Source organism: Paraburkholderia sp. J12 (assembly GCF_905220215.1).
GTDB lineage: Bacteria > Pseudomonadota > Gammaproteobacteria > Burkholderiales > Burkholderiaceae > Paraburkholderia.
The window spans coordinates 885,770-906,518 of record NZ_CAJMZC010000001.1; the positions used below are offsets into that span (position 1 = coordinate 885,770).

General features: G+C 64.6%; 17 protein-coding genes. 4 read left to right on the forward strand and 13 right to left on the reverse strand.

Features of this window, described 5'->3' with window-relative positions:
• Positions 1 to 6 precede the first annotated feature (6 nt).
• From pstA to U5760_RS04155, 7 genes are all read right to left on the reverse strand, one after another.
• Positions 7 to 888 carry a phosphate ABC transporter permease PstA gene (gene pstA / locus U5760_RS04125; protein ID WP_415914043.1) on the reverse strand — a complete coding sequence of 294 codons (882 nt, stop codon included), beginning with the start codon at positions 886 to 888 and terminating at the stop codon, positions 7 to 9.
• 11 nt (positions 889 to 899) lie between these two features.
• A complete protein-coding gene (gene pstC / locus U5760_RS04130) occupies positions 900 to 1,886 on the reverse strand; it encodes a phosphate ABC transporter permease PstC (RefSeq protein ID WP_322009777.1) in 987 nt (328 codons plus the stop codon).
• 188 nt (positions 1,887 to 2,074) lie between these two features.
• Entirely contained in the window at positions 2,075 to 3,106 is a 1,032-nt protein-coding gene (pstS, locus tag U5760_RS04135) for a phosphate ABC transporter substrate-binding protein PstS (protein WP_322009779.1), read from the reverse strand.
• A 359-nt stretch (positions 3,107 to 3,465) separates the two neighbouring features.
• Positions 3,466 to 4,815 (reverse strand): phosphoglucosamine mutase, encoded by a 1,350-nt coding sequence (glmM, locus tag U5760_RS04140; RefSeq protein ID WP_322009781.1) that lies wholly within the window; start codon positions 4,813 to 4,815, stop codon positions 3,466 to 3,468.
• 40 nt (positions 4,816 to 4,855) lie between these two features.
• Positions 4,856 to 5,677, reverse strand: a complete 822-nt coding sequence (folP, locus tag U5760_RS04145; protein WP_322010033.1) for a dihydropteroate synthase — start codon at positions 5,675 to 5,677, stop codon at positions 4,856 to 4,858.
• A 246-nt stretch (positions 5,678 to 5,923) separates the two neighbouring features.
• On the reverse strand, positions 5,924 to 7,813 hold the full coding sequence (ftsH, locus tag U5760_RS04150; RefSeq protein WP_322009783.1) for an ATP-dependent zinc metalloprotease FtsH: 1,890 nt from the start codon (positions 7,811 to 7,813) through the stop codon (positions 5,924 to 5,926).
• A 208-nt stretch (positions 7,814 to 8,021) separates the two neighbouring features.
• Entirely contained in the window at positions 8,022 to 8,684 is a 663-nt protein-coding gene (locus U5760_RS04155) for an RlmE family RNA methyltransferase (protein WP_322009785.1), read from the reverse strand.
• A gap of 242 nt (positions 8,685 to 8,926) precedes the next feature.
• On the opposite strand from U5760_RS04155, the gene U5760_RS04160 reads away from it, so the two are divergent.
• On the forward strand, positions 8,927 to 9,472 hold the full coding sequence (locus tag U5760_RS04160; protein WP_322009786.1) for a YhbY family RNA-binding protein: 546 nt from the start codon (positions 8,927 to 8,929) through the stop codon (positions 9,470 to 9,472).
• 124 nt (positions 9,473 to 9,596) lie between these two features.
• On the opposite strand, the gene U5760_RS04165 is transcribed toward U5760_RS04160, so the two are convergent.
• The 6 genes from U5760_RS04165 to gloB all read right to left on the reverse strand — a co-directional run bounded on the left by U5760_RS04165 (position 9,597) and on the right by gloB (position 18,630).
• Entirely contained in the window at positions 9,597 to 10,049 is a 453-nt protein-coding gene (locus tag U5760_RS04165) for a DUF4149 domain-containing protein (RefSeq protein WP_322010035.1), read from the reverse strand.
• Positions 10,050 to 10,128: 79 nt separating this feature from the next.
• On the reverse strand, positions 10,129 to 10,605 hold the full coding sequence (greA, locus tag U5760_RS04170; RefSeq protein ID WP_322009787.1) for a transcription elongation factor GreA: 477 nt from the start codon (positions 10,603 to 10,605) through the stop codon (positions 10,129 to 10,131).
• Positions 10,606 to 10,824: 219 nt separating this feature from the next.
• Positions 10,825 to 14,079, reverse strand: a complete 3,255-nt coding sequence (carB, locus tag U5760_RS04175) for a carbamoyl-phosphate synthase large subunit (RefSeq protein WP_322009788.1) — start codon at positions 14,077 to 14,079, stop codon at positions 10,825 to 10,827.
• A gap of 190 nt (positions 14,080 to 14,269) precedes the next feature.
• On the reverse strand, positions 14,270 to 15,430 hold the full coding sequence (gene carA, locus U5760_RS04180; RefSeq protein ID WP_322009790.1) for a glutamine-hydrolyzing carbamoyl-phosphate synthase small subunit: 1,161 nt from the start codon (positions 15,428 to 15,430) through the stop codon (positions 14,270 to 14,272).
• A 505-nt stretch (positions 15,431 to 15,935) separates the two neighbouring features.
• Positions 15,936 to 17,591, reverse strand: coding sequence for a transglycosylase SLT domain-containing protein (locus U5760_RS04185; RefSeq protein ID WP_322009791.1), 1,656 nt, complete (start codon positions 17,589 to 17,591; stop codon positions 15,936 to 15,938).
• A 208-nt stretch (positions 17,592 to 17,799) separates the two neighbouring features.
• Positions 17,800 to 18,630: a hydroxyacylglutathione hydrolase gene (gene gloB / locus U5760_RS04190; protein WP_322009792.1), complete on the reverse strand. Its 831-nt coding sequence runs from the start codon at positions 18,628 to 18,630 to the stop codon at positions 17,800 to 17,802.
• 21 nt (positions 18,631 to 18,651) lie between these two features.
• Between gloB and U5760_RS04195 the strand changes: the two genes are divergently transcribed.
• From U5760_RS04195 to dnaQ, 3 genes are read left to right on the forward strand one after another with little or no spacing between them, the layout of a single operon-like run.
• Complete coding sequence (locus U5760_RS04195; protein WP_322009793.1) at positions 18,652 to 19,497, forward strand: class I SAM-dependent methyltransferase; 846 nt, start codon at positions 18,652 to 18,654, stop codon at positions 19,495 to 19,497.
• Entirely contained in the window at positions 19,494 to 19,943 is a 450-nt protein-coding gene (gene rnhA / locus U5760_RS04200; protein WP_322009794.1) for a ribonuclease HI, read from the forward strand. Before U5760_RS04195 ends, rnhA begins: the two co-directional genes overlap by 4 nt.
• 48 nt (positions 19,944 to 19,991) lie before the next feature.
• On the forward strand, positions 19,992 to 20,738 hold the full coding sequence (dnaQ, locus tag U5760_RS04205; protein ID WP_322009797.1) for a DNA polymerase III subunit epsilon: 747 nt from the start codon (positions 19,992 to 19,994) through the stop codon (positions 20,736 to 20,738).
• Positions 20,739 to 20,749: the final 11 nt, after the last annotated feature.

Sequence of the window (20,749 nt, forward strand, 5' to 3'; positions counted from 1 at the left end):
CCGCCCTTACTTTCTCGAGAAGACCGTGCGCGCGAGGATGTTCAGCCCCAGCACGCCCAGCGTGATCAGGAAAACACCGGCCCACGCCAGCGATTGCCACTGTGCGAACGGGCTCATCGCGAACTTGTAGATCGTGACCGGCAGATTCGCCATCGGTTGATTCATATCTGCGCTGAAGAACTGGTTCGACAGCGCCGTGAAGAGCAGCGGCGCGGTTTCGCCGGCAATCCGCGCGATGGCGAGCAGCACGCCCGTCACGATGCCCGCGATCGACGCCTTCAGCGTGATCGAGAGGATCATCTTCCACTTCGGCGTGCCGAGTGCGAAAGCCGCTTCGCGCAGCGCGTTCGGCACGAGCTTCAGCATGTTCTCGGTCGTGCGGATCACAATGGGGATTTCGAGGAGCGCCAGCGCGATCGCGCCGGCCCAGCCGCTGAAGTGCCCCATCTTCGCGACGACGAGCGCATACACGAACAGACCCACCACGATCGAAGGCGCCGAAAGCAGGATGTCGTTGATGAAGCGCGTCACGCCGGCGAGCCAGCCCTTCTGGCCATACTCGGCCAGATACACGCCCGCGAGAATGCCGATCGGCGTGCCGACGAAAGTGGCGATCACCACCAGCATCAGGCTGCCGACGATCGCGTTGGCGAGGCCCCCGCCATCGGTGTTCGGCGGCGGCGTGGACTGCGTGAACAACTCGATCGAAAGACCGCCCACGCCGAGCGAGAGCGTCGTATAGAGAATCCACACGAGCCAGATGAGGCCGAACGCCATGGCGGCGAGCGACAGCGTCAGGGCGATCGCGTTGGTCACGCGGCGGCGGCTTTGCAGCTTGCCGCGCATCTTTTCCAGTTCGGGGCCGTAGATGGCGCCCGGAATCTTCATCAGCGGCTCGCTCATCGTGCGCCCTCCGATTTTTCGAGGCGCAGGAGCAGGAGCTTCGAGATCGAGAGCACGATGAACGTGATCACGAACAGGATCAGGCCCAGTTCCATCAGCGCCGAGGTATGCAGGCCCGGACTCGCTTCGGCGAACTCGTTGGCGAGCGCCGAGGTGATGCTGTTGCCGGGCGAGAAGAGCGACACGTTGTCGAGCAGGTTGGTGTTGCCGATCACGAACGTGACAGCCATGGTCTCGCCGAGCGCGCGGCCAAGGCCCAGCATCACGCCGCCGATCACGCCGGTCTTGGTGAACGGCAGGACGATCTTCCACATCACTTCCCACGTCGTGCAGCCGATGCCGTAGGCCGACTCCTTGAGCAGCACGGGCGTGACTTCGAACACGTCGCGCATCACCGAAGCGATGTACGGAATGATCATGATCGCGAGAATCACGCCGGCGCACAGGATGCCGATGCCGATCGGCGGCCCCTGGAACAGCGCGCCGATGATCGGCATGCCGCCCAGCAGCGTGCCGAGCGGCTTCTCGAACCACTGCGCGAAGATCGGCGCGAACACGAGCAGGCCCCACATGCCGTACACGATCGACGGGATCGCGGCCAGCAGTTCGATGGCGATGCCGAGCGGGCGGCGCAGCCAGGCGGGCGAGAGCTCGGTGAGAAAGAGCGCAATGCCGAAGCTCACGGGCACGGCGATGATGAGCGCGATGATGGAAGTCGCGATCGTGCCGTAGATGGGCACGAGCGCGCCGAACTGCTCGCTGGGTGGATCCCAGTCGGCAGTCCAGAGGAATGCGAAGCCGAACTTTTCGATCGTCGGCAGCGAAGCGACGATCAGCGACACGATGATGCCGCCGAGCAGCAACAAGGTGACAATGGCGGCAAGGCGCGCGAGGCCGCCGAAAATGATGTCGCCGGCCGGGCTGGGCGCTTTCTGCTGCGCAGCGCTGCCGGGCGGGTTCGACACGAGCGGGACGTCGGACATGGTGACCTGTATCCAGATGCCGCGAAGTTGGACCCGGGTGGGGTCTTCGCAGCGGTCATGCAGCCAGGGACTGCAGCCCGTTCATCGGCCGGCCTTACAACCGGATAACGAACGGCGTCTCTCAAACGGACGAACGGGGCTCGCGCGTGATGCGCGACGGCCCCGTTCAGCTTGGCAAGAAGCCGGCCTTATTCGGCGATCGGCTTGCCGCTAGCGTCCTTCACCTTCTCTTTCCACTGCGACTGGATCTCGTTCACGACCGATTGCGGCAGCGAGATGTAGTCGAGGTCGCTGGCAGCACCGCCGCCGTTCTTGAACGCCCAGTCGAAGAACTTAAGCGTTTCCTTGCCCTGATCCGGCTTGTCCTGTGCCGTGTGCAGCAGCACGAAGGTCGCGCCCACGACCGGCCATGCGTCCTTGCCCGGCTCGTTCGTGAGGATCTGGTAGAACGACTTCTTCCAGTCGGCGCCGGCAGCAGCGGCCTTGAACGTATCGGTGGTCGGCTCGACGACCGCGCCCGATTCATTCTTCATGGCAGTGTAGACCATGTGGTTTTGCTTCGCGTACGCCCACTCGACGTAGCCGATTGCGCCCGGCAGACGCTGCACGAAAGCTGCGACGCCGTCGTTGCCCTTGCCGCCCGTACCCGTCGGCCAGCTCACGGTCGTGCCTTCGCCGACCTTGCTCTTCCACTCGGGGTTGACCTTCGAGAGGTAGTTCGTCCAGATGAAGCTGGTGCCCGAACCGTCGGCGCGGCGGACCACGGCGATGTCGAGGTCAGGCAGCTTGGCCTTCGGGTTCAGCGCGACAATGGCCGGATCGTTCCACTTCTTGATCTTGCCGAGGTAGATGTCGCCGAGCACTTCGCCCGACAGCACGATTTCGCCGGCCTTCACGCCCGGCACGTTGATCGCCGGCACGACGCCGCCGACCACCGTCGGGAACTGGAACAGGCCTTCCTTGGCCAGATCGTCGTCCTTCAGCGGGGCATCCGAGCCTGCGAAGTCAACGGTCTTGGCGATGATCTGCTTGATACCGCCCGACGAGCCGATGCCCTGGTAGTTCACCTTGCCGCCGCCCGACTTTTGATAGGCATCCGCCCATTTCGTGTAGATCGGTGCTGCGAAGGTGCTACCCGCGCCGGTGATATCGGCTGCCTGCGCTGCGATCGCGAAGAGCGCGCCAGCAACGCCAGCGAGCGCGGTTTGCATCAATTTCATGAGACCTCCAGTGTGTGAGCGGATGAACGACACCGCGAAGCTTAGGGTCTCTTTGTGACAGTACCATGACGATTCATGAAGTGACCGTGACAGTCTGATTACCGGATGAAAGGCGGGGCTGGCTTGCGGGAGGCGCTTACATAAAGGCCGCGCCGGGACCGTGCAGGTCCGCGCCACAAGCGTTTGAGAACATCGCGCAAAGGTTTGCAGCGCGCGGCGGCGGGGCTTTCGCGGGCGGGCTCGGAGAGGCTCGCACACCGCCGAAAGCGTGTTGAAAACCACTCGAAGGTGGATTCGAGCGGCCCGTCACGAAAGCGGATGCGCCGCCCTCGTGCCGGCTTATTGATCTAGATCAAGATTCAGGCGATCGAGCGCTTCACCGTGTCGGCTATCGCTTCGGCATAGTGATTGGCGTCGCGCTCTTCCTGTGCCTCGACCATCACGCGCAGCACAGGCTCCGTGCCCGAAGCGCGGATCAGCACGCGGCCGCTGCCCTTGAGTTCGGCCTCGGCGTCCGCCACCGACTTCTTGATGGCCGCGTTACCCTTCCAGTCGGCGCCCTGAGCGATACGCACGTTGATCAGGCGCTGCGGGAACAGCGTCACGCCGTCGAGCAATTCGGAGAGAGTCTTGCCGCTGCGCTTCATCGCCGCCAGCACGAGCAGCGCCGACACGATGCCGTCGCCCGTGGTATGGCGGTCGAGCGACAGGATGTGGCCCGAACCCTCGGCGCCCAGTTGCCAGCCATGCTCGCGCAGTTGCTCCAGCACGTAGCGGTCGCCCACCGCGGCGCGCACGAACTGCACGCCGAGGCGCTCCACGGCCTGCTCGACCGCGAGGTTCGTCATGAGCGTGCCCACGGCCCCTTCCACCTTGCCGTCCGTCGCGATGCGGTCCTTCACCAGCACGTAGAGCAGTTCGTCGCCGTTGTAGAGGCGCCCGTGCGAATCGACGATCTGCAGGCGGTCCGCGTCGCCGTCGAGCGCGATGCCCAGATCGGCGTGATTCGCGCGCACCGCGCGCACTAGCGCGTCGGGTGCCGTCGCGCCCACGCCGTCGTTGATGTTGAAACCGTTCGGCGAAACGCCGATGGGGATCACGTCCGCACCCAGCTCGTGGAACACGTGCGGCGCGATGTCGTAGCCCGCGCCGTTCGCGCAGTCCACCACGAGCTTCAGCCCGCGCAGGTTATACGCCTGCGGGAACGTGCTCTTGCAGAACTCAATGTAGCGGCCGCCCGCATCGTGCAGGCGCCGCGCGCGGCCAAGCTGCTCCGAGGGCGCGCAGTCGAGCGGCAGTTCCAGCTGCTCCTCGATCTGCGTTTCGACTTCGTCGGGCAGCTTGTTGCCGTCCGCGGAGAAGAACTTGATGCCGTTGTCGTAGTAGGGATTGTGCGAGGCGCTGATCACGACGCCCGCCGCCAGCCGCAGCGCGCGCGTGAGATAGGCGATGCCGGGCGTGGTCATCGGACCGGCCAGCATCACGTCGATGCCCGCCGCCGAAAGTCCCGCTTCCAGCGACGCCTCCAGCATGTAGCCCGAGATGCGCGTGTCCTTGCCGATCAGCACCGCCGGACGCGATCCCGAAGCGGCCGCACCCGCGAGCACCTTGCCTGCCGCATAACCCAGCCGCAGCACGAAATCCGGCGTGATCGGCGCGACGCCCACCTTGCCACGCACCCCATCCGTTCCGAAATATCGACGTCCCATCCTTCAATCCCTCTCTTTCTCTCTATCCTGCTATTTAGTTCTACGCATGGGGAACGGGCCGGCGCGCGGCCTCGCGCACGGCTCCCCACACCTTCAGGGCGTCCACGGTCTGCGCAACGTCGTGGACGCGAATGATAGCGGCTCCCCGCTCGGCCGCACATACCGCGGCGGCGACGCTCGCGGCAATGCGCTCGGGCGCGGGACGGTTCACGAGCGCCCCCAGCATCGACTTGCGCGACATGCCGGCAAGTACCGGGTACGGCGCGACACCGCTGGGCACACGCGGCGCCGTGTCCGGCAGATGCGCGAGCAACGCGTAGTTGTGCTCGATCACCGCCTTGCCGAAACCAAAACCCGGATCGACGCTGATACGCGCCTTCGCCACGCCCGCCGCTTCCAGGTCGGCGGCGCGCGCCGCCAGGAATTCGCGCACTTCTCCCACCACGTCGGCATAAGCCGGCTCGCCCAGCTGCATCGTTTGCGGCTCGCCGAGCATGTGCATCACGCACAAGCCGCAATGGCTCGCGCGCACGGCATCGATCGCCCCAAGCATGCGAAAGCCCCAGATATCGTTGATCAGATCAGCGCCGGCAGCCAGCGCATGGCGCATCACCTCCGGCTTGTACGTATCGACCGAAAGCGGCACGTTCGCGGCACGCAGCTGCTCGACGAGCGGAATCACGCGTTCGAGTTCCTCGTCGAGCGGCACCGGCGGCGCCCCCGGACGCGTCGATTCGCCGCCGATATCGATGAGATCCGCGCCGTCCAGCAACATCTGCTCGGCGCGCCGCAGCGCCTCGCCGTGCTCGACATAACGGCCGCCGTCCGAAAACGAATCGGGCGTGGTGTTCAGGATGCCCATCACGAGCGGACGCTCGAAAGTCAGCGTGAAGCGGCCGCACTGCAGCGGCTCGGGCGTGAGCTCGTTTTGCGGCTTATTGGCCAGCGCATCGGCCAGTGTATTTGCCAGATTACCCTGCGAAACCATATTGGGCACGTCAATGAACATCAGATGCGTAACAACTCGTGCTCATCGCAACGAGCACCGAGAAATGCAAAACGGGCCGATGTGATGCTCACACCGGCCCGCAACTTTACTCGATCTGGCTTACGCCGGGGCGGTCGCGCTGCCCGGCTTCACCTCGGTGCCCGCGCTGCCGCCCGACGACGATGCGTCGCCTGCGCTCGGCGTGCTCTTCGGCGAGCGCGGCGGACGGCCCGCCATGATGTCGTTGATCTGATCGGCGTCGATCGTTTCCCACTCCATCAGCGCCGCGGTCATGGCTTCGACCTTGTCGCGATTCTCGTCCAGCAGGCGCTTCGCAAGGCTGTATTGCTCGTCGAGCACGCGGCGGATTTCCGCGTCCACCTTCTGCTGCGTGGCTTCCGAAATCGTACGCGTGAAGCCCTTGCCGAACGGGCCACTGTCGTTCTCGTCGTCCACGTAGACCATCGGCCCGAGCGCATCGGTCATGCCGAAACGCGCCACCATCGCGCGGGCCGTCTGGGTCGCCTTGTTGAAGTCGTCCGACGCGCCCGTGCTGAGCAGGTTCAGGAACAGCTCTTCCGCCACGCGGCCGCCGAACAGGATGGCCAGACGATCGAGCAGATAGTCCTTCGAATAGGTTTCGTTGTCGTGCTCCGGCAATTGCCAGGTCACGCCCAGCGCGCGGCCGCGCGGGATGATCGTCACCTTGTGCACCGGATCGGCCTTCGGCAGCAGCTTCGCGATCACGGCGTGGCCCGACTCGTGGTACGCCGTCGCACGCTTCGCTTCTTCGCGGATCACGGCCGACTTGCGCTCCGGGCCCATGAAGATCTTGTCCTTGGCGTCTTCAAAATCCTGCATTTCGACGATGCGCTTGCCGCGGCGCGCCGCGAAGAGCGCCGCTTCGTTCACGAGATTCGCGAGATCCGCACCCGAGAAGCCCGGCGTGCCGCGCGCAATGACCGCTGCGTCCACGTCGTTGGCGATCGGCACCTTGCGCAGATGCACCTTCATGATTTGCTCGCGGCCACGGATATCCGGCAGGCCCACGTACACCTGGCGGTCGAAGCGGCCCGGACGCAGCAGCGCCTTGTCGAGCACGTCGGAACGGTTCGTCGCCGCGATCACGATGACGCCCGAGTTCGCCTCGAAGCCGTCCATCTCGACCAGCATCTGGTTCAGGGTCTGTTCGCGCTCGTCGTTGCCGCCGCCCATGCCGGCGCCACGATGGCGGCCGACCGCGTCGATTTCGTCGATGAACACGATGCAGGGCGCATGCTTCTTGGCCTGCTCGAACATGTCGCGCACGCGGGCCGCGCCCACGCCGACGAACATTTCCACGAAGTCCGAACCCGAGATGCTGAAGAACGGCACTTTCGCTTCGCCGGCGATGGCACGCGCGAGCAGCGTCTTACCGGTACCCGGAGGCCCAACGAGCAGCACGCCGCGCGGAATGCGCCCGCCCAGCTTCTGGAACTTCTGCGGATCGCGCAGGAAGTCGACGAGCTCGGACACTTCTTCCTTGGCTTCGTCGCAGCCCGCGACGTCGGAGAAGTTCACCGCGTTGTTGTTCTCGTCGATGAGCCTTGCACGGGATTTGCCGAAGGAGAACGCCCCGCCTTTGCCGCCCCCCTGCATCTGCCTCATCATGTAGAACCAGAACACGATGATGAGTATCGTCGGCCCGAGGTAGTACAGCGCGGAAACGAGCGCGTTCGGCTCTTCGTCAGCCTTGCCGCTCACCTGCACGCCGTATTTCATCAGGTCGCCGACCATCCAGATGTCGCCGGGCGACACGATCTGGTATTTCTGGCCATCAGCCGGAGTGACCGTGAGGTTCCGCCCCTGCACCACGACGTTCTTGACCTTGCCGTTCTTCGCGTCGTCCATGAACTGCGAATAGGAAACGCCTTCCTGGACACGGGGCTTGTCGAACTGCTTGAACACCGTAAACAGCACCAGTGCGATTACCAGCCACACTGCTGCCTTGGAAAACATGTTGTTGTTCAAAGCACCACTCCTTCACTCATTGACGGGCGCCTACATTTGCCTTGCGGCACCACCAAAGCATTCTAATCCAGTACGTCAGGCCCTGCCATAACGATTCGCTAAGGCAGGAATAGCCTCAGAGCCTTGTCCGGCGAGCCTTCCGGCGGCCTTTCGGGCCCATGGGAGGCCAATGACTGCGACGTTTTCTGCACTGGAAACCGATCCCCGCCTAGCGGGGCCGCTTCAGCTGTTTACCCAATATAAACGTTTCGGCCGATTTGTCCCGCGAAGCCTTGGGCTTGCGGGCGGCCACGATCTTGAACTGATGCTTGAATTTCTCGACGATCTGGCTGTAGCCGCTGCCGTGAAAACATTTTACTAAAAGGGCTCCATCCGGTTTCAGATGATTCTGTGAAAACTCGAGCGCGAGATCGCACACGTGTTCGATGCGCGCGGAATCCGCCGAAGCGACCCCCGACAGATTGGGCGCCATATCCGAAATTACAAGATCGACCGGACGGCCGCCCACGCGTTCTTCGAGTTGCGCGAGCACGTCGTCTTCGCGGAAGTCGCCCTGGATGAAATCCACGTCGGCGATCGGCTCCATCGGCAAGAGGTCAAGCGCGATGATCGTGCCGTCGATGCCGCCTGAGCGTTGCTCGTCGCGCTTCGTGCCCTGGGCGAGCTTGTTGCGCGCGTATTGGCTCCAGCTGCCGGGCGCCGCGCCCAGGTCCACGATCACCATGCCTGGGCGAATCAGCTTGTCCTGCTCGTCGATTTCCTTGAGCTTGTACGCAGCACGGGCACGATAGCCCTCCCGCTGCGCCATTTTTACGTAGGGATCGTTGATATGGTCGTGCAGCCACGACTGGTTAAAACGGTTCTTTGCCATTAAAGATGAACTCTTGCTGCGTGATTGCGCGCTTTTAGCGGATAATACGCGTTTTATTCGTGCGGCCGTCGCGGCCGGTCCGGCGCATCCACGCCGGCCTCCCGCCTGCGTCGTGCCGATTCCACGGTTTTTTGTCCGTTGTTCCGATGCGCAGTCCGCGAGGCGAGCCGCTCATGCCAACCGCATGCGGCACCTTACCGCCCGCCGGACGCCCGTCATTTTAGTCGAGTCTGCCACATCCCATGCCCGCCCTTACTCTTACTGCCGAACAGCGCGCCGATCTGCGCTCCCAGGCGCATGCGCTCAAACCGGTTGTGCTTATCGGCGCGGAAGGGTTGACCGACGCCGTCCTCAAGGAAATCAAGGTGCACCTCGCCGCGCACCAGCTCATCAAGATCCGCGTGTTCGGCGACGAGCGCGAAGAGCGTATCGCGATCTATGAAGAGATCTGCGACCGGCTGAACGCCGCGCCGGTCCAGCATATCGGCAAGCTGCTCGTGATCTGGAAGCCCGAGGAAGCGGCGCCCACGACCACCACAGCCCGCGCCGGCGCGCGCGGCACCGTCAGGCGCCCTGCCGGCGACGTGCCGAGCGCAGGCGAAGCAAGCAAGCGCGGCGCCGCGCCGCGCGTCGTGAAGGTCGTCAAGCCTTCCGACAACCCGATGCGCAAGCCGAAGTCGCAAAAAGTGACCGTCAAGGGCAACGAACGCGTGACGCAAGGCGGCAACATCAAGCGCGCCAAGAAGCGCCAGACCGGCAGCAAGCGCGTCCATCAAGGCTCGAAGTAAGCTGCGCCCGGAGCAAGCTGCTCTAACCGCGAAGCACGCAGAAACGCCGCCCGCACTCGCCGGCGGCGTTTTTTTCGTGCTTTTCCGGTTCAGCGGGGAATGTCCTGTGCCTTCGCGATGCGCCTCAGCGTGAAGCCGTTTGCGCCACGACGCCGCGCGTAGAAGGCAGCAGCCAGACGAGCGCGACGCCCAGCAGGCTCTCGACCAGATAAAAGAGGCTCGACACGCCGTGCAGCATGCCGAAGCGGCTCGCATAAGGCGAATTTGCAATGTCCATGCCGGCGTTCATGGCCTCCACGCGCATCGCGTTCATGAACGGCTGCAGCGCGAAATAGCCCACCAGCACGCACACCAGCATCCCGGCCAGCAGCCAGCGCAGGCGGCGGTACTGCACGGCGCCGCGCCGCGCGAGCCCGTTCGACAGGACGAGCATCGCCACGCCGCACACCACGCCGAGCCAGCCTTCGATACGAAAGAGCTGCGCGGCAACGGAACCCGCCACCATGCGATCGAGCGAGGCGAACAGCACGGGCGCCACCGCATAGCCGATGGTGAGCTGGCTGCCCACCCACAGCATGGCGAGCAGGCCGAACAGGCGCTGCGGAACAGGCGACACGGAAGGGGCGGAAAAAGCGGACGTCACGGAAAGTCGCTCGTCAGACGTAGCGAACCTCGATCACTTCGTACTCGCGCACGCCGCTCGGGGCCTGCACGGCGGCGACGTCGCCTTCCGACTTGCCGATCAGCGCACGCGCGATGGGCGAGCTCACCGAAATGAGGCCGTGCTCGAGGTCGGCTTCGTCGTCGCCGACGATCTGGTAGGTGACCGACTTGCCCGATTCGAGGTCTTCGAGATCGACCGTCGAGCCGAACACCACGCGGCCGTCGGCTTCCAGCGTGGCCGGATCGATGACCTGCGCCGCCGCGAGCTTCGACTCGATTTCGGCGATACGGCCTTCGATGAAGCCCTGCTTTTCCTTCGCTGCGTCGTATTCGGCGTTTTCCGACAGATCGCCCTGGGCGCGCGCTTCGGCAATGGAATTGATGACCGCCGGACGCTCGACGGATTTCAGGCGCTGCAGTTCTTCGCGAAGTTGGTCGGCGCCGCGCTTGGTCAAGGGAATCGTGCTCATAAACAACTCGTATGGCCGCTAAAGGCCGCAATGAGGCCGCGCCACGCGCGCCTCTCGCGCACGTTGCGGCCATAAAAAAACTCCGCGGTTAAGTGCATCCCGCGAGGGCGGCGGCGCGCGCTGGCGCAGCCTGAAAACCCTGTTGGAACGCCGCTTAACCGCGGCACATATTCAGCCAGTTCGTCCGCCCCGTTGCATATTGGACAGACAATCGAAGCCTTAGTTTAGGCGAGCGTGGAGGCCTTGTAAATCATAGACTTCCAGGTTCTTCAGGTAGCGCAGGCCCTCGACGGCGGCGCGCGCGCCCGACATGGTCGTGTAGTACGTGACCTTGTTGGCCTGGGCGCTCATGCGGATCGAGCGCGAATCGGCGATGGCCGCGCGCGTTTCGTCCACCGTCGTGAACACGAGCGCGATCTCGCCGTTCTTGATCATGTCGACGATGTGCGGACGGCCGTCCTTCACCTTGTTGACGACCTTCACCGGCACGCCGGCCGCTTCGATCGCCGCCGCCGTGCCGCGCGTGGCGACAAGTCCGTAACCAAGTTCATGCAACATGCGCGCGACTTCGACGGCCTTCGGCTTGTCCGAATCCATCACCGTGATGAACACGGTGCCCGATTCCGGCAGGCGCGAACCGGCCGCGAGCTGCGACTTGAAGAGCGCCTCGCCGAAGGTCTTGCCCACGCCCATCACTTCGCCGGTCGAACGCATTTCGGGTCCGAGCACCGGATCGACGGTCGGGAACTTGATGAACGGGAACACCGCTTCCTTCACGCTGAAGTACGGCGGCTCGATTTCCTTCGTCACGCCCTGCTCCGCGAGTTTCTGGCCGACCATCGCGCGCGCCGCGATCTTCGCGAGCGGCAGGCTGGTCGCCTTCGAGACGTACGGCACCGTGCGCGACGCGCGCGGGTTCACTTCCAGCACGTAGATGATGTCCTTCTTCGAGCCATCGTCCTGCGCAACCTGCTGGATCGCGAACTGCACGTTCATCAGGCCGACCACGTTCAGCGCCCGGGCCATCGCGCCGGTCTGGCGCTTGAGCTCGGCCACGGTCTCCTTCGAGAGCGAGTACGGCGGCAGCGAGCACGCCGAGTCGCCCGAGTGCACGCCTGCCTGCTCGATGTGCTCCATCACGCCGCCGATGAACACGGCCTCGCCGTCGGAGATGCAGTCCACGTCGCATTCGATCGCGTCGTTCAGGAAGCGGTCGAGCAGCACCGGCGAATCGTTGCTCACCTTCACGGCCTCGCGCATATAGCGTTCGAGGTCGCGCGGCTCGTGGACGATTTCCATGGCGCGGCCGCCCAGCACGTACGAAGGACGCACGACGAGCGGATAGCCGATTTCGTCGGCCAGTTTGAGCGCTTCGTCTTCGGCGCGCGCCGTGCGGTTCGGCGGCTGGCGCAAGCCGAGATCCTGCAGCAGCTTCTGGAAACGCTCGCGGTCTTCGGCCGCGTCGATCATGTCCGGCGACGTGCCGACGATGGGCACGCCGTTCGCCTCGAGGTCGAGCGCGAGCTTCAGCGGCGTCTGGCCGCCGTACTGCACGATCACGCCCGCCGGTTTTTCCAGGTCGACGATTTCGAGTACGTCTTCGAGCGTCACCGGCTCGAAGTACAGACGGTCGGACGTGTCGTAGTCGGTCGAAACGGTCTCGGGGTTGCAGTTGACCATGATCGTTTCGTAGCCGTCTTCGCGCATGGCGAGCGCAGCGTGCACGCAGCAGTAGTCGAACTCGATACCCTGGCCGATCCGGTTCGGGCCGCCGCCCAGCACCATGATCTTTTTGTTGTTCGTCGGGTTCGCCTCGCACTCGTCTTCATAGGTCGAGTACATGTAGGCGGTTTTCGTCGCGAATTCGGCCGCGCACGTGTCCACGCGCTTGTAGACCGGGCGCACGTTCAGCGCGATACGGCGCTGGCGCACGTCGGCGGCGTTCGCGCCGAGCAGCTTCGCGAGGCGGCGATCCGAGAAGCCGCTTTGCTTCAGGTAGCGCAGTTCGTCCTTCGTGAGGCTTTCGAGCGTGCGGCCCTTCACGGCCGCTTCCTTCCTGATGATCTCTTCGATTTGCGCGAGGAACCACGGGTCGATCGCGGTTTCTTCGAAGATCTCTTCGCGCGTCATGCCCACGCGGAACGCGTCGCCCACGTACCAGATGCGGTCCGGACCGGCTTCGCCGATCTCGCGGATGATCTCGTCGCGGCTCGTGGTCTTTTCATCGAGACCGTCGACGCCGACTTCGAGACCGCGCAGCGCCTTCTGGAACGATTCCTGGAAGGTGCGGCCGATGGCCATCACTTCGCCCACCGACTTCATCTGCGTGGTGAGGCGCGGGTCGGCTTCGCGGAACTTCTCGAACGCGAAGCGCGGAATCTTCGTGACCACGTAGTCGATGGTCGGCTCGAACGAAGCCGGGGTCTGGCCGCCGGTGATTTCGTTCTTGAGTTCGTCGAGCGTGTAGCCGACGGCGAGCTTCGCCGCGACCTTGGCGATCGGAAAGCCGGTGGCCTTCGAAGCCAGCGCCGACGAACGCGACACGCGCGGATTCATCTCGATCACGACCATGCGGCCGTCGAGCGGGTTGATCGAGAACTGCACGTTCGAGCCGCCCGTATCCACGCCGATCTCGCGCAGCACCGCGAGCGACGCGTCGCGCAGGATCTGGTATTCCTTGTCGGTGAGCGTTTGCGCCGGCGCGACCGTGATCGAGTCGCCGGTGTGGATGCCCATCGGGTCGAGGTTTTCGATCGAGCACACGATGATGCAGTTGTCCGCCTTGTCGCGGACCACTTCCATCTCGTACTCTTTCCAGCCGAGCAGCGACTCTTCGATCAGCAGTTCGCGCGTGGGCGAGAGGTCGAGACCGCGCTTGCAGATCTCTTCGAATTCCTCACGGTTGTACGCGATGCCGCCGCCCGAACCGCCCAGCGTGAACGACGGGCGGATCACGACCGGATAGCCGCCCGTGCCGGTGAACTCGGCGATTTCGGCGTGCACCTTCAGCGCCTCTTCCATCGAGTGCGCCGTGCCCGACTTCGCCGACCCGAGACCGATCTTGGTCATCGCGTCCTTGAACTTCTGGCGGTCTTCGGCCTTGTCGATCGCTTCCGGCGAGGCGCCGATCAGCTCGACGTCGTACTTCTCCAGCACGCCGTGGTGGTGCAGGTCGAGCGCGCAGTTCAGCGCGGTCTGGCCGCCCATCGTCGGCAGGATCGCGTCGGGGCGCTCCTTCTCGATGATGCGCTCCACCACTTCCCACGTGATCGGCTCGATGTAGGTGACGTCGGCCGTGTTCGGGTCGGTCATGATCGTCGCCGGATTGCTGTTGACGAGGATGACCTTGTAGCCCTCTTCACGCAGCGCCTTGCATGCCTGCGCGCCCGAATAGTCGAACTCGCACGCCTGGCCGATGATGATCGGACCCGCGCCGATGATGAGAATGCTCTTGATGTCTGTCCGCTTGGGCATAACGCTCTCGCTAAATATTCCTGTGTCTTTCCTGTGTCTTGACTGCCGGCGCGCGGCGCGTGATGTCGTTGCCTGTCACGCGTTGCCGCTTGCCGTCGGGCGTATGCGGTGGCCGCTGCTACTGTCTGCGTTCGCGGCTCGCTGTGCGCCCTGCTCTGCTCGTGTTCCTGCCGTGCGCCGCCTTGTGCGACTACGAAGCGGCTGCCGTGTGCTTGCCGCCTTTCGCGGTGTCCATCAGCGCCGTGAAGCGGTCGAACAGATAGCCGATGTCGTGCGGGCCCGGCGACGCTTCCGGGTGGCCCTGGAAGCAGAACGCGGGCTTGTCGGTCAGCTCGAACCCTTGCAGCGTGCCGTCGAAGAGCGAGACGTGCGTGACGCGCGCGTTCGCCGGCAGCGTGGCGGCGTCCACCGCGAAACCGTGGTTCTGCGAGGTGATGACGACGCGGCCGTCGCCCAGATCCTTCACCGGATGGTTCGCGCCGTGGTGGCCGGTCTTCATCTTCATGGTCTTCGCGCCGACGGCGAGGCCCATGATCTGGTGGCCGAGGCAAATGCCGAAGGTCGGGATGCCGCGCGCGATGAATTCCTGTGCGGCCTTGATGGCGTAGTCGCACGGCTCGGGGTCGCCGGGGCCGTTCGAGAGGAATACGCCGTCCGGGTTCAGCGCGAGGGCATCGGCGGCGCTCGCCTGCGCCGGCAGCACCGTCACCTCGCAGCCGCGCTCGGCCAGCATGCGCAGGATGTTCTGCTTCACGCCGTAGTCGAACGCCACGACCTTGTACTTCGGCGCCGACTGCGTGCGATAGCCTTCGCCCAGACGCCACTCGGTGGTGTTCCACGGGTAAGGCTTGTCCGTCGAAACAACCTTCGCGAGGTCCATGCCGGCGAGGCCCGGGAACGAGCGGGCGAGCTCGATTGCCTTCGCCTCGTCATCGGAGCCGGCGAGAATGGCGCCGTTCTGCGCGCCCTTGTCGCGCAGGATACGCGTGAGCTTGCGCGTGTCGAGGCCGGCGATCGCCACCACGCCTTCGTCGCGCAGGTAGTCGCCGAGCGTGCGCTCCATGCGGAAATTCGAGGCGAGCACCGGCAGGTCGCGGATGATCAGGCCGGCGGCATGGACTTTCGTCGCTTCGACGTCTTCGGCGTTGACGCCGACGTTGCCGATGTGCGGATACGTCAGGGTGACGATCTGGCGAGCGTAGCTGGGGTCGGTCAGGATTTCCTGATAACCGGTGATGGCCGTGTTGAACACGACTTCACCGATGGTATGACCCGGCGCGCCGATCGAATAACCACGAAAGACCGTGCCGTCGGCGAGCGCGAGCAGAGCGGGAGAGAAAGACGGCAACACGGGAGACTCCTTGGGGGAACACCCTGTGCCGACCTGTTTATCCGACCGGTAACCGTGCTGCGGCTGCGGCGTCGGCATCGCTTGTGGGGATGCGCGCGCGGCTCGCTGGCGTTTCGTCGCATTCTGTGGCGGCTTTCGTCTGCGGCTGGCTGCCCTCCGGTTTCGCGCGGACTTCGTGAGCCGGCGGGGACGGGGTTCGGGCGGCGCCTGACCAGCAAAAGCGCAATGCGCGGGCGGCGGATGAACGGATGGGAAGAGGTAGGCGCTAGGGTGCGGGTTGATAAGCTCAAACCTTTGAATTATAGCGCGAAAGTACCCTTACCTTCAAATGTCGGGATAACGCCGGGCGGACGGGACGCTCCAGGGAGGCAGCGTCGGAAGCGGAGGCGGGCCAAACGAAAACGCCGTCACCCGCAGGCGACGGCGCATGAAAGAAAACGATGAGTGATCGGAGCGAACTACCATGCGCTGCCCCCGCAACGCATGTGAGCACCCTTCGCGGCCGCTATTGTGACTTCTGCTTTTGCGTTTGGGTGCCGGCCTTCTGGCGGCTTGCCGTACCCTTCGACGCCTTGCTGGGCGCGGCGCTCGACGATTTAGCCTTGACCGGGTCGGAAACCTTCACGACCTCGGTGCGCTCACGACCGTGTTTCTTATCGTAGCGCGACTTTGTCCCCGTGTCTGTAACCTTGGTCCCAATACGCTGCACGGCGCCACCGGACACATTGGTCGCGAGACGTTCCGGCCCCGGTTCGCTCGGCATCACCTTGCCCACCGGCACGTGCAGCACCAGCACCTGGCCGGCCGTGACATAGTCGCGGCGCGTCTTGTTCCAGCCCTTCAACTGGCCGACGGAAACGCCATAGCGGCTCGCGACCACATCCATCGACTGCTTGCGGCGCACGCGGATCAGCATCTTGCGCGTGTCCGGCACGTCCGGCTCCATGGCGAGCACCGCGCTTTCGGCCACGTCGGCGCTGATGTCCTCGTCGTCGTCATTGTCGGTACGCGGCACCACGAGCGTCGAGCCCGCCTTCAGGCGCATGCCCGCCGGAATCTTGTTCACCGACATCAGCGTATCGGCATCCACGCCGATCTTCTGCGCCAGCGCAGCCGGCGTCGTGCGCGCGTCGGTCGTATAGACGGTCCACGACGAAAGCTGGCCCGTGTAGGCCTTCAGGTTCTGCTCGAAGGCGCTCGCGTTGTCGAACGGCAGCAGGATCTGCGGCTGGGTGGCGCCGAGAATGACCGGCTTCTTGAACGACGGATTGAGCGAGCGGAATTCGTCGGTGCTCATGTTCGCGAGCTTCGCGGCGACGTCCACGTCGATGTCGTGCGAGGTCGTGACCGTGACGAAATACGGGTGGTTCGGGATCGGCGGCAGCGTCAGGCCATACTGCTGCGGGTTCATTACGATGTTCTTGACGGCCTGCAGCTTGGGCACGTAGTTACGCGTTTCGTTGGGCAGCCGCAGGCTCTGGTAGTCGGTCGGCAGGCCCGCCGCCTGGTTGCGGGCGATCGCGCGCTGCACGTTGCCCTCGCCCCAGTTGTACGCGGCGAGCGCCAGATACCAGTCGCCGAACATGTCGTGCAGGCGCGAGAGGTAGTCGAGCGCGGCGCTCGTCGAGGCGAGCACGTCGCGGCGCTCGTCCTGCCACATGTTCTGCTTGAGATTGTAGGTGCGGCCCGTGTCCGGCACGAACTGCCACATGCCCGCGGCCTTCGCGACGGAAAGCGCCTGCGGGTTGTACGCGGATTCGATGAAGGGCAGGAGCGCGAGCTCGGTCGGCATGTTGCGCGCTTCGAGCTCTTCGACGATGTGATACAGGTACTTCTGCGAGCGCTCGGTCATGCGCGCGACGTAGTCGGGACGCTCGGCGTACCACTGCGCGTTCATGTCGACGAGGTCGCTTTGCAGATCGGGCATCTGGAAGCCGCGGCGGATGCGGCCCCAGAGGTCGGCGTCCTGGCTCGTCAGCGAGCTGACCGAGCCGTTATCGACGTCGATGGTTTCTTTCGCGGCGGAGGTCTTGCGGAGCTGGTCGGCGGCGGCCTGGGGATCGGCGGAGGCTGGATTGTTGGCGGAATGACTCGCAGATGGTCCCCCGCTCGCGCAGGCGGCGAGCATCAGGACCAGCAGCGCACTGAAAATAAATCGCATGAACGTCTACTTGCAAGGCTGGAATTTGCAGCCGATGGTACGGAACGTACACGTTCCAGTCAATCTAAAAAATTGAAAAAAACCATGAAAATCCGCAGCTTGGGTGCGGTTCCACACTTTCGGGATGAGCTTGACCCTTGACAGATATGGGGCAACTTCCGCTTGCCGGCGGGTTATCCGCGCATCGGCGCACACCGGCCGCGCCTCATTAACGGAAGCGGTTTTTCCACTCGCGCATCAGCGTGAATGCGGCCAGCCGATCGGGCACCGTTTCGTGAAGCTGATCGGCCAGCGTTGCCTGGATGGCGGGATCGTCCGGGCGCAGAAACGGATTCACCGCGCGTTCGTGCGCAATCGTGGTGGGCAGGGTCGGCACGCCGCGCTCGCGCAGCGCAGCGGCGTCGCGGCTCCAGGCATGCAGCGCTGCGTTGCCGGGATCGCAGGCGAGCGCGAAACGGATGTTCGACAGCGTGTACTCGTGTGCGCAGTGAACCTGGGTCGCGCCCGGCAGCGCGGCGAGCGCATCGAGCGACGCGAGCATCTGCGCGGGCGTTCCTTCGAACAGCCGGCCGCAGCCGCACGCAAACAGCGTGTCGCCACAGAAGAGATGCGGCGTGCCCGCCGGATCGGCCGCCTGGAAGTATGCGATGTGCCCGCGCGTGTGGCCCGGCACGTCGAGCACGGTAAAGTCGAGCGCGGGCGCGTCCAGGTGCACGCGATCGCCGCCCCGCACGCGCGTGACGAACGGATCGAGCGCGCCGAGCGCCTCGCCAGCCGGGCCATAGACGGGCACGGCCTGGCCGTTCAGCAGATCGGCCACTCCGCCGACGTGGTCGGCATGATGATGGGTGAGTAAAATAGCGACGAGCCGCCAGCCACGTTTCGCGAGATACGCGCGAACCGGCGCGGCGTCGCCCGGATCGACGGCGATTGCATGGCGGCCGTCCGACACGACCCAGATGTAGTTGTCATCAAAAGCCGGAACCGGTACGTACTCGTAGTTTTCGTAACCGTGCGCGTACTCAAGCGGACTATTCATTAGGGCGGCGTATTCTTGGACATGTCTGACCGAACGATTATAGACTGGCCCGCCTGGACTGCTTCGCCCGCCGGAAAGTACGTCCTCGACTGGGAGCAGGAGCAGCTCGACCGCGTGGTGTCGAATATTTTCGGCTACCACGCGCTGCAGCTCGGCATGCCGCATCTCGACGCCTTGCGCGAGAACCGCATGCCGTGCCGCGGGCTCGTGCTCGACGCGGCAAGCGCCGCCAGCGCGCCCTACACCGTGCCGCACGCGGTATCGAGCGCGGCGTCACCCGCCGTATCGTCCGCGATGGCGGCACGCCACGCGCCCGAGGGTCGCAGCACGGTGTGGTGCGACCTGCTCGACCTGCCCTTCGAGGCGCAGAGCGTCGACCTGATCGTGATGCCGCACACGCTCGAGTTCACGAGCGACCCGCACCGCCTGCTGCGCGAAGCCGAACGCGTGCTGATGCCCGAAGGCCAGCTGCTGATCGTGGGCTTCAACTCGCTCTCGCTGTGGGGTGCGCGGCAGTCGGTCGGCAAGCTGACCGGCAAGCCGTTCCTGCCGGCGCGCCAGGACCTGATCGCGTTCACGCGCCTGAAGGACTGGATCAAGCTGCTAGGCTTCGAACTCGAGCGCGGCCGCTTCGGCTGTTATCGTCCGCCGCTCGCCACCGACCAGTGGCTCGGCCGCTATGCCTTCATGGAGGCCGCCGGCGATCGCTGGTGGCCGATCTTCGGCGCGGTCTATATGGTTACGGCCATCAAGCGCGTGCGCGGCATGCGTCTCGTCGGCCCGCTGAAGGTCAAGAAACCGGTGCTGGCGCCAAGCCTGAAGGCCGCCGCCACGACACCCTCCCCTACCCGCAACAAGGACACATGAGCACTACCGACTTCGTCGAAATCTTCACGGACGGCGCCTGCAAGGGCAACCCGGGCCCCGGCGGCTGGGGTGCGCTCCTGCGCTTCGGCGCACAGGAAAAAGAACTGTTCGGCGGCGAGGCCGTCACCACCAACAACCGCATGGAACTGATGGGGGTGATAGCCGCGCTCGAAGCGCTCAAGCGGCCGTGCCGCGTGATCGTCCATACCGACTCGCAATATGTGCAGAAAGGCATCAGCGAGTGGATCCACGGCTGGAAGAAGAAGAACTGGATGACGGCCGCAAAAACGCCCGTCAAGAACGACGATCTGTGGAAGCGTCTCGACGCAATCGTCGCGCAGCATCAGGTGGAATGGCGCTGGGTGAAGGGCCACGCCGGCCACCCGGAGAACGAGCGCGCCGACGCGCTCGCGAACCGCGGCGTCGCCTCGCTCGCCGAACTCTGAGCCTCCGGGCGAATCCGTCTTTATTTGTAGCGACACGACTTGTCCAACATGCGCCAGATCATTCTCGATACCGAAACCACCGGCCTCAATGCCCGCACGGGCGACCGCATCATCGAAATCGGCTGCGTCGAGCTGGTGAACCGCAGGCTCACCGGCAACAACCTGCACTTCTACGTCAACCCCGAGCGCGACAGCGACCCGGGCGCTCTCGCGGTGCACGGCCTGACGACCGAGTTCCTCTCCGACAAGCCCAGGTTCGCCGAAGTCGCCAACGAAATCCTCGACTTCATCCAGGGCGCGGACATCATCATCCACAACGCGCCGTTCGACATCGGCTTCCTCGACGCCGAACTCGCGCTGCTCGGCAAATCGTCGTTCAAGGAACACTGCGGCGAAGTGATCGACACGCTGGTGCAGGCCAAGCAGATCTTCCCGGGCAAGCGCAATTCGCTCGACGCGCTGTGCGACCGCTTCGGCATCAGCAACGCGCACCGCACGCTGCACGGCGCACTGCTCGACTCGGAGCTGCTAGCAGAGGTGTATCTCGCGATGACGCGCGGCCAGGAGAGCCTCGTCATCGACATGCTGGGCGAGCAGGCCACGACCGGCGACGTCGCGACGCCGCGCGTGCAGATCGACACGCTCGCGCTGCCCGTGATTGCGGCAACCGCCGAAGAACTGGCGGAGCACGAAGCCGTGCTCGACGGACTGGACAAGGCACTCAAGGGAACGAGCGTGTGGCGCGCGCAACCCGCTCCCGCGGAAGAAAAGCCCGCGGATGCGCAAATTGCTTAAAAAGGGCTTTA